This is a genomic window from Streptomyces sp. NPDC058701 (assembly GCF_042715295.1).
In the GTDB taxonomy this organism is placed as follows: Bacteria; Actinomycetota; Actinomycetes; order Streptomycetales; family Streptomycetaceae; genus Streptomyces.
Genome location: NZ_JBHXSY010000030.1, coordinates 79,397 through 88,122, shown reverse-complemented (window position 1 = coordinate 88,122; position 8,726 = coordinate 79,397). Strand labels below are relative to the sequence as shown.

Here is an 8,726-nt window from a genome sequence, read left to right as displayed (position 1 = left end):
TCGGCTTCGGTCACCACCCGGGCACCTACCAGGTCCAGGACCTCGACCTGCAACCCGGCGACCGCCTCCTGCTCCACACCGACGGCATGCAGGAACGCGAAGCGGAAGCGGTCGACCTGCCCGGCCTCCTCCGCAAGACCGCGGACGAGCATCCGCGGGAGGTCGTGCGCGCTCTGGTCGGCGCGGTCACCGACGTCTACGGCGGGCGGCCGCCGAAGGATGACGCGACCGTGCTGTGCCTGGACTGGCACGGCCCCTGAGCCGGGCTTCCAGGTCGCTCACGAGGACTGTGTCCCGGACTCGGCGACGACGAACTCGTTGCCGCTCCAACGCACGGTCAGCTCACGCTCCCCGTCCGGCCCGCTCTCGGCCGCGCGGAGCAGTTCGACCCGGCCAGCCGTGCTCCAGCCGCGCTCCGCCCAGTACGGGTGCGAGCTGATGAGACACGACAACCGGATCAACTCCCGTCGCAGCTCGGCCGCGCCTACGGCGGGGCGCAGGGCGAGCCGGTTGTAGGCACGGATCTGCCGGCGCTTGAGGCTGATCAGGTCGTCGGGGAAGCGGAAGAACGTCACTCACTTATTCAATCAGGTGTTCGAATTAAGATGCCAGTCCGCCCGCTGTCACGAGGAGGCGACGCCCCGCCCGTGTCCCGTGCCAGCGGCCCTGCACCGATTGCCATCGCAGTGTGACGCGTGGGGCGGTGACCACGGGGGCCGGTCACGGGCTCGGGAACCGTTCCCCCGGATCCTGCGTGAAGCCTTCTTGGTGTAGCCGGCTGCTGGAAGGGATCTGATGGAAACGCGGACGATGGTGAGCGCGGCGGTATCGGTCTGCGTGGTGCTGGCGGTGTGCGCCTGCGGTCCGGACAAACCGAAGGGGGACGGGGCCGCGGAGTCTTCGCAGCCGCCCGCTTCCACGTCGGCGAAAGGGACGTCAGCCGCGCCGTCCGCGTCCGCCGGCACCGGGAAGCCGTCGGCCGCCCCTCCCGGCAACCAGCCCGCGCCCATGACGAAAGAGCGCGCGATCCAGCGGTACGAGCACTACCTTCACGGCCTCGGGCGGGAGGACATCGACACGGTCTGCGAAGTGGCCGGGCCGGGCGCGAAGAAGGCACAGGACCAGGGATACGGGCCGTGCACGTCAACGTACGTCGTCGTGTTCCAGATGATCTCACCTGAGCAGAAGAAGGCCCTGCAAACCGCGACGGTCGATCCGCGGCGCGTGGTCGTGCGCACCCCCGACAAGATCGAGATGCCGCTCGAAGCGGTCAGGTCCTCCGCCACCTTCACCGAGAGCGACCTCGGCAGCTACATCCTGGAGTACCTCAAGAACGACTACTACATCACCGACGGACAGTGAGGGCCGTACGCGAAGCCGCATGGCGGTCGTGTCAGCGCGGTAGAGGCCCGCGGGGCCCCACCCTGACCCGGCGCTCGCCTGTGTCGGGGCGAGGCGGGCTGAGGCCATGGTCCCGGGTGCCATGCGTTGGCCGCCCTCGCTCTGGGCCACCGCAGGGGTTACGCGGTGGCCGTGTCCTGGCTGCGCGTGTGCGCGACGAGGGCGTGGGCGGCGGTGGGGTGGGCGGGTAGCAGGGTGTCGAGGCCGGTCAGCTGGAGCAGCCGCTGGAGGCGGTCGGGGACGGCGGCGAGGACCAGGGTGCCGTCGACGGTCTTGGCGCAGCGGAAGATGCCGACCAGGGCGTTGAAGCCGGAGGAGTCGCAGAAGGTGACGGCCCCGAGGTCCAGGATCAGGTGGCGGTGTCCCTGTTCGATCAGGGCCAGTGCCTGGGTGCGCAGGTGGGGGGCGGTGTCGATGTCGAGTTCCCCGACGACGCGCGCCAGGGCGAGGTCGCCGTCGGTGTGCTGTGGGGTGAGGAGGAAGTCGGTCACGGTCGGCTCTCCGGCGTCTCGCCGGCGGAGGCGATGGTGTGGGCGGTGGCGGTCGCGGTGAGGCTGTCCGCGGCGTCGGCGAGCGGGACGGACAGGGCCAGCAGGGCGACGTCGTCTCCGGCGCCGTGGGGCATCGCGTTGAGGAGGCCGATGGTGTCCTCTATGACCGATGCCGCGCTGGCGGGCGCGGTGCGGGCGGAGAGGAATCCGGTCAGGCCCTCTTCCCCGATCATCTCCCCGTCGGCGGAGCGGGCCTCGGTCAGTCCGTCGGTGTAGAGGAGCAGTGCTTCGCCCGGGGCGAGGTGAAGCGTGTGGGAGGCGAAGCGCGCGTCGGCTATGGCACCGATGAACATGCCGCCCTTGGGGTGCACCTCTTCCACGACACCCCGGCCGCGCAGGTGGTAGGCGGGTGGGTGTCCGCCGGTGGCCACCGTGACGGTGAAGCCGTCCTTCTCGTGCGGTTCGAGGACGCCGAAGACGGCGGTGCAGAACCGGGTGCCGACGGCGGGGTCGAGAAGCAGCGCCGTGTTCAGCGAGGTGAGGACCAGCTCCGGGTCGGAGTCGATCAGGGCCGCGGCGCGCAGGGTGTAGCGGGTCAGGGAGGTCAGGGAGGCGGCTTCCGGACCCTTTCCGCACACGTCTCCGAGGAAGAACGCCCACCTCTTCCCGCCGAGGGGGAAGACGTCGTAGAAGTCGCCGCCCACGTTCTGCGGGGAGGCCGTGGCGTAGTGGCACGCCAGCTCCAGGCCCGGCACCACCGGCAGCGCCGGCGGCAGCAGAGTGCGCTGGAGGGTGGAGGCGAACGCTTCGAGGGCGCTCTTGTCCCGGTCCGCGCGCTCGCGGGCCTCCTCCTGCTCGATGCGCCGCTCCTGCTCGGTGCGCAGGGCGTTCAGCGCTGACAGGCGCATCTCCAGCTCGTCGAGCACGATCGCGGCCAGATCCGCGAGGGTGGCGGTGTCGTCCTCGGTGATCAGGCGGGGCTTGGTGTCGAGGATGTTGACGGTTCCCAGCCGGTGGCCGTCACGGGTGGTGATCGGGGCGGCGGCGTAGAAGCGGACCGCCATCGGCCCGGTGACCAGACCGTTGTTGAAGGCGACGGGGTCGGTGAGAGTGTCCGGGATCACCAGTGTTTCGTCGGAGAGGATCGCCGAGCCGCACAGGCCCGGCTCCCGGCCGATCTCGCTCACGCCTTCCAGGCCGTGGGCGGCCTTGAACCAGATCCGGTCCGCGTCCACGATCGTCACACTCGCCACCGGCACCTTGAACAGCCGGGCAGCCATCGCCGCGACGCGGTCGAATGCGCCGTCCGGCGGGGTGTCGAGGATGTCATAGCGGCGCACCGCGGCCATCCGGGCCGCTTCTTCTACCGCACTGAGCGTCCGCCGGCCCGGCGTGCCCGCCCGGCCGGTCGCGTGTCGCGCTTGCGGCATTGTCTACCTCTCCTTGCCTCACCGGCCTTGGTGGCCGACGACGTCGGCAGCCTAGACCAGCCTCCCGGCCTCGGAAAACAATCCTCGTGTGGGGTGGCCGACTGGGCCAGGGCCTGCGCGAGCGGGATGAGGTCGCGGTCCGTAACCCGCATCGGCCGGCTCCGGCGTGGTGGGGGCGCCATCGCTCATCAGGGTCCAGGCGGCGTGGGCGTAGTCGGCAGGGGTGGCGGCCAGGTGATGGACGCGGGTGAGGGCGGCCAGCAGCGCGGTGTGACCGAGGTCGGTGCCGGCAGTGGGGGTCGCTTCCAGGAGCTCCCACTTCGCAGGGCTTGCCAGCGCGTCACGGCGATCCGCGGGCTCCGGTCGGCGGGGCCGCCGAGGTCGTGTTCGACGCGACAGGAGGAGCGGCCGTTCTCCTCGACACTCTCCACGCGCAGGCGTCGATCACGGCGGATCCTGTCGCGGGCGAGGTCGCGCTACAGCCAACCCGCGCGGACGGTCCTCATCGGTGAGCTCCTCGCGTGCAGTGCCCTGATGCGACGCCCAGTCATACGTGAACGCTCTCGTTGGCTTCCAGCGTCGTAGTTGGCCTCTGAGCGGCGTACTGGTCCACGCCTACCCTGCTCGGGCGTGTCCTGTCGCAGTGCAGCCGGCGGATTCTCGCTCGGTCTCATCCGAGCCGCCAGATGCTCACCGCGTCGCGGTTGGCCGCCGGTTCGTCTCGTCGAACGCCGGGCGTACCACCTCTCCTATGATGGGGACATGAGTTCGAATGCGGGTGCCGAGACGCGACCAGAGCTGAGTGCGGCGTTGAGCGGGGACGAGTTGTCCCGCTGGTACTGGACGCTGGCCGAGCTGACCGTGCTTGCCCGCGAGCTCGGGGTGCCGCGGGGCGGTGGGAAGGCGGCACTGACGGACCGGCTACGGGCCGCGCTGGAAGGCGTCGCCCCGCCGGCCGCGCCGCCCCGGGCGCGCAGCGCTGGCCGCCAGCTCGCCGCGCCAGTGAACGGGTTCACCGTGATTCCCGAGGGCCAGCGGTGCAGTCAGGTGCTGCGCGAGTACTTCCGCCGCGAGATCGGCCAGGGCTTCCACTTCGACGCCTCCATGCGGACATTCGTAGCCGAAGGTGCAGGGCGCACCCTGGCCGATGCCATCGCCCACTGGCACGCCACGCGCCAGGCCGCTGTCCAGCCTCAGGAGATCGGCTCGCAGTTCGAGCTCAATCGCTTTCTGCGTGACTGGCATGTCGAGCATCCGGCCGGCAGCCGTGCCGAAGCGCTCGCGGCCTGGCGCGATCACCGAGACCGGCCTCGTCGCCCGGCCGCGGGGTGACCGGTTCCACAGCTATGTCTGGGCGCCGAGTGCCAGGGCATCGGATCCCCGCCGCGCGATTCCTTCCGAGAGGGCCAACTCGTCTGAACGACACCGGACCGCATCACCAGACCAGCTGTCAGCCCTGCAGGTCATAACCGCGCGACCTGGCAACTGGAATGCGACACGACACGGGCGCACCCCTCCCGGATCTGCGGGCTAAAACGTCCCGTAGGCGCCGGCCCCCACGATGTAGGCGCAGGGGCCGTCACGGGTGGCGTCTGCCTTCGTACGGCCGGGCCGCTGGTGGCGCCCTCGTGGGAAGTCCGGCGGTACGCCGCCCACGAGGCGGGCACCGGGCCCGGCGGGCCCTCACCGTCCGTGGCGGCGAACCGCGCGGCGCGGTATGCGAGGGCCGGGGGCGTCGTCTCCCGGCCCTCGCATGTCGCGGGCGCTACTTGAGCACGCCCGCCCCCGTCGTCGTCGCCAGCGACGTCGGAAGGTTGATCGCCGAGGGCTCCAGGCCCGTCGTGAGGGTCGGTGTCCAGTTGACCGTGGTCTTCAGGTCCTTGGACGAGGCGGCGTTGTAGGCGGCGACGAGGTCGGTCACCGTGCCGTTGACGAGGTTGCCAGAGCCCTTGACCGAGCCGGTGCCGTCACCGCTGAGGAGCTTGGCGGCCTTCGCGCCGGAGGGCAGCTTCCAGTAGTTGTTCTCCGCGACGATCTGAGCCTTGGCGCGGGAGTTGATGCTGTACTGCGGCGTGTACCCGTTGAGGGGTGTGACGTCGTAGTAGTTGTTGTAGATGTGGATCTGGCCGATGCGGGCCAGCGGGGCGCGCTGCATGATGCCTTTCCACACGTTGTGATGGATGGAGACGCGCAGCTTGCCGACGCTGTCGGTGTCGCTGCTGCCGATCAGCATCGTCTTGTCGTGGTTGGTGAACTGGTTGCGCGAGACGGTGACCAGGTCGGATCCCTTCGTGATGTCGAGGGCGCCGTCGTGGATCTGGTACTCGCGGCCGAAGTGCTTCGGGTTGGTGTTGTCGAAGTGCGGCGCGTCGGTGAACGTGTTGTGGTCCGCCCACACGTGGGTTGCGCCGCGCAGGGACACCGAGTCGTAGTTTGAGTTCCAGTTGCCGTCGTCGCCGTCGGTCGGGTCCCACTGCGGGAAGCAGTCCTCAGTGGCGGCGAAGGTCAGGTTGCGGACGATGACGTTGTCGACGTTCTGAATCTGGAGCATGGCCCCGCTGAGGCCCGCGTTCGTGCCGGGGACGCCCACAATGGTCGTGTTGGCGGGGACCTTGAAGACGACGTTCTTGCCCTGCTTGGTCTGGGCGGCGGCGCGTGCCGTCTCCTGGGTGCCGGAGGGCAGCTTGGAGCGGCCGTAGGTGGCCGGGTCGTAGGCCTTGAGGTAGGCCGACAGCGAGTAGCCGGTACCGAGGGCGTAGTCGGCGCAGGTCAACTTCTTGCCGCTGTCATCGGTGTTGGCGTCGATCATGCCGTTGATCTTGATGAGGCGGGGTGTGGTGTCGGAGACCGAGCCCAGCGCCTTCACGAGCTGCGCACGGGTGGAGACGGTGAGGGTGTGGGCGGAGTCGGCCTTCGTGCCTCCGGTGGTCCCCGTACCGGAGGACGCCCAGCCGTCCTTCGCGGTGAGCGTCTGGTGGTACAGGTCGGCGGTCCCGGCGTTGGCGTTCATCACGACAGCACCAGAGCCGACGCATGCGGCCACGACGGCCGCGCAGAGGACGGCGCCACGACGGGATCGGAGGGACCGGCGGTGGGAGCGAGCAGCCACGGGGCTTCCTTAGGGGGAGGAGCGGGGTTGACGGGGTTACGCCCTGTTAGTGGCCGCCGACCCTTGAAAGGTTGCCGCGTGCGGGAAGTCGGTTTGAACCATGCAGGCAAGGTCAGCTCAGGTCAGCAACCGAACGTTGCGCGTCCAGGACGCCCTTCACGGTCCCGGTCCGGTCGCCGCATCGATTCAGCCGATCGTCTCGACGGCTGCGGGCGCCCCCTGTGCGCCCGTTCTGGGACCTCTGCCCGCCGGCCGAGACCGGGAGTGCCGTCGGACAACAGGCGTGGCAGAGCAAGCGCTTGCTCACTGCTACTCTTGCGGATCTCGTTCGGACATTCACATGTCGCACACATGACAGGCACAGGCGCCCGGTTCCGGAGCCCCGAGGTCGCTGCGAGGAGGACATCGCCCGTGGCCACAATTGTCGATGACGCCGCCTCCGTGGAGTTCCATGCCTTCTTCGAGCGGCACCACGCCGAATTGGCACGGCTCGCGCACCTGTTGACCGGCGAGGCGGATGCCGCCGACGACCTGGCGGCGGACGCGCTGCTCGCGCTGTGGCACCGCTGGGACCGGGTGCGGGCGAGCGGGCAGCCGGTGGCGTACGCGCGGGGCGTGGTTGCCAATATGGCCCGGGCGCGGATACGCAGCGCGGTGCGCGAGCGGCGGCGTGTCGCGCTGTTCTGGGCGCAGCGGGAGGAGAAGACGGAGAATCCGGACGTGGCCGGGGTGCTCGACGTACGAGGGGCGCTGCGCAGGCTGCCGTTCCGGAAGCGGGCGTGTGTCGTGCTGCGCCATGCGTTCGACCTGTCCGAGAAGGACACCGCGCTGGCCCTTGGCGTGTCGGTCGGTACGGTGAAGAGCCAGACCTCGAAGGGGATGGCCGAGCTGCAGCGGCTGCTCGGCGCGCAGGACGCTCCGCGTAAGGTGCACGCGGCGATGGTGCGTACCGGGACGGCCGGAGGAAGGGACCGATGACGATGCGGGGGGACGCGGACGACGAGCTGCGCGCCCGGCTGCACGAGGCGGCCGGGACGCACCGGCCCGACCGCGCGCGGATCCTGGCACGGCTCGAACGCGGCATGGCGCAGGAGGACCGTGCGGCCCGCCCTCTGCGGTTCGGCTGGTTGCGTGCGGTGGGCGTCACCGCGGCGGTCGCGGGGATCCTCGCCACGGGCGGCTACGGCGTGGCCTCCCTGGTCAACGACAAGCCTCCGCAGCAGACGGTCGCGGTCCCGACGGTGCCCGCCCTCACCTCCACGCCCGCCCCGTCGACGGAGGCGACGCGCAGGGCTCCCTCACCGGCGGACCCGGCGCCCGTGGATCCGGCGCCCGCGGACCCGACACCGAGCACCTCCCGCAAGCCCCGTGAGCCGAGCGTCTCCCCGCCGCGTACGCCCGATGCCGGCGCGCCCGCCGCCGGTGAGCAGGACGGGCCTCTGTGGTCGGACGGCTCCGTGGACCCGCACAGCAACGACTTCTGGGCACAGAGCAACGTCACCCTCAAGACGCGCGAGGAACTGAGCACGCTGACCGTCGAGTTGCGGATCGCTCAGACCGGCCAGGTCACCTCCACCGGCGCGTGGCGGTCGCTGCCCGAGGCTGACTTCACCCTGACGATCGTCGAGAAGGCCGGTTACCTCGTCCACACCTGGGTGCTCAAGCAGGGTCGTACGGTCCCGGCCGGTCAGTGGGTGTTTGCCGGGCAGTACAACCACGCCGGCGGCGCCCGGGACGCCCGGGACGACCGCTACGCGGCCACCGCCCGGACGCGGAGCGAACAGCTCGCCGTCTCGGGCGACTTCGCCCGGCACGACGACTGATGACGACGAAAACGCGGCAACCTTTCCCCATCCGTGCCGCTTAGAGGGCGCAAGATCTTCCCACGCAAGGAAGGGGCATGACCGCCGAGCTGAAAAGCGTCCGCCACCGTCACCGGGTCACCGCGCGCCGGGCGGCGGTCCAACACGGGCTGCCACACTGTGGTGCAACAGCGGTCCCGGCCGGAACCCGTGGCCCCCTCACCGCAGGTCAGGGGTGCGCTACGGATCGGGTGTTCCAGCGAATGCCCCATGGCAGGCTGCCGGCGGCGCGGGATGCTCACCCGGGCCTTGCCAGGACCATCGCGGTCGCTGGGTTGTGGTGCACGGGCACGTACAGGCCCCAGTCGGCCTCACCGGCGGTGCGCCCGCCTCCGGCCCACGGGGTGCGGGTGGTCACCAGCACGAGACCGGCGAGTGATGTCCGTCCAGTCCTCCAGCCACTTCCCGGCCTTGTCCGGGTCGCGATCGTGGG

Annotated in this window: 9 protein-coding genes and 1 pseudogene; 5 read left to right on the top strand and 5 right to left on the bottom strand. The window is 70.4% G+C overall.

The features are described from left to right. Positions 1-260, top strand: a 260-nt coding sequence (locus ACFWW8_RS27255) for a SpoIIE family protein phosphatase (protein ID WP_386532202.1), incomplete at its 5' end; no start/stop codon positions are given. 18 nt (positions 261-278) lie between these two features. On the opposite strand, the gene ACFWW8_RS27250 is transcribed toward ACFWW8_RS27255, so the two are convergent. After that, on the bottom strand, positions 279-575 hold the full coding sequence (locus tag ACFWW8_RS27250) for a hypothetical protein (RefSeq protein ID WP_386532199.1): 297 nt from the start codon (positions 573-575) through the stop codon (positions 279-281). A 433-nt stretch (positions 576-1,008) separates the two neighbouring features. On the opposite strand from ACFWW8_RS27250, the gene ACFWW8_RS27245 reads away from it, so the two are divergent. Further along, complete coding sequence (locus ACFWW8_RS27245) at positions 1,009-1,362, top strand: hypothetical protein (RefSeq protein WP_386532196.1); 354 nt, start codon at positions 1,009-1,011, stop codon at positions 1,360-1,362. 158 nt (positions 1,363-1,520) lie between these two features. Here ACFWW8_RS27245 and ACFWW8_RS27240 read toward each other — a convergent pair whose 3' ends face one another. From ACFWW8_RS27240 to ACFWW8_RS27230, 3 genes and pseudogenes are all read right to left on the bottom strand, one after another. Next, positions 1,521-1,892 (bottom strand): STAS domain-containing protein, encoded by a 372-nt coding sequence (locus tag ACFWW8_RS27240; RefSeq protein ID WP_386532192.1) that lies wholly within the window; start codon positions 1,890-1,892, stop codon positions 1,521-1,523. Beyond that, on the bottom strand, positions 1,889-3,322 hold the full coding sequence (locus tag ACFWW8_RS27235) for a PP2C family protein-serine/threonine phosphatase (RefSeq protein ID WP_386532190.1): 1,434 nt from the start codon (positions 3,320-3,322) through the stop codon (positions 1,889-1,891). The genes ACFWW8_RS27240 and ACFWW8_RS27235 overlap by 4 nt, the downstream gene beginning before the upstream one ends. Before the next feature lie 51 nt (positions 3,323-3,373). Next, positions 3,374-3,786 (bottom strand): annotated as a pseudogene (locus tag ACFWW8_RS27230) (DUF6354 family protein); the annotation flags it as partial. 298 nt (positions 3,787-4,084) lie between these two features. On the opposite strand from ACFWW8_RS27230, the gene ACFWW8_RS27225 reads away from it, so the two are divergent. Further along, complete coding sequence (locus ACFWW8_RS27225; protein WP_386532188.1) at positions 4,085-4,654, top strand: DUF6434 domain-containing protein; 570 nt, start codon at positions 4,085-4,087, stop codon at positions 4,652-4,654. A gap of 433 nt (positions 4,655-5,087) precedes the next feature. Here the strand turns inward: ACFWW8_RS27225 and ACFWW8_RS27220 are convergent, their stop codons facing one another. Then, positions 5,088-6,431, bottom strand: a complete 1,344-nt coding sequence (locus tag ACFWW8_RS27220) for a polysaccharide lyase family 1 protein (RefSeq protein WP_386532185.1) — start codon at positions 6,429-6,431, stop codon at positions 5,088-5,090. A 411-nt stretch (positions 6,432-6,842) separates the two neighbouring features. Here ACFWW8_RS27220 and ACFWW8_RS27215 point away from each other — a divergent pair, with 411 nt between their 5' ends. Further along, positions 6,843-7,409, top strand: a complete 567-nt coding sequence (locus ACFWW8_RS27215; RefSeq protein WP_386532183.1) for a SigE family RNA polymerase sigma factor — start codon at positions 6,843-6,845, stop codon at positions 7,407-7,409. After that, positions 7,406-8,254, top strand: a complete 849-nt coding sequence (locus ACFWW8_RS27210; RefSeq protein ID WP_386532180.1) for a hypothetical protein — start codon at positions 7,406-7,408, stop codon at positions 8,252-8,254. Before ACFWW8_RS27215 ends, ACFWW8_RS27210 begins: the two co-directional genes overlap by 4 nt. Positions 8,255-8,726 lie beyond the last annotated feature (472 nt).

Coding starts and splice junctions, on each gene's coding strand:
- ACFWW8_RS27245 (WP_386532196.1), top strand. CDS start 1,009: ATGACGAAAGAGCGCGCGATCCAGCGGTACGAGCACTACCTTCACGGC.
- ACFWW8_RS27235 (WP_386532190.1), bottom strand. CDS start 3,322: ATGCCGCAAGCGCGACACGCGACCGGCCGGGCGGGCACGCCGGGCCGG.
- ACFWW8_RS27210 (WP_386532180.1), top strand. CDS start 7,406: ATGACGATGCGGGGGGACGCGGACGACGAGCTGCGCGCCCGGCTGCAC.
- ACFWW8_RS27225 (WP_386532188.1), top strand. CDS start 4,085: ATGAGTTCGAATGCGGGTGCCGAGACGCGACCAGAGCTGAGTGCGGCG.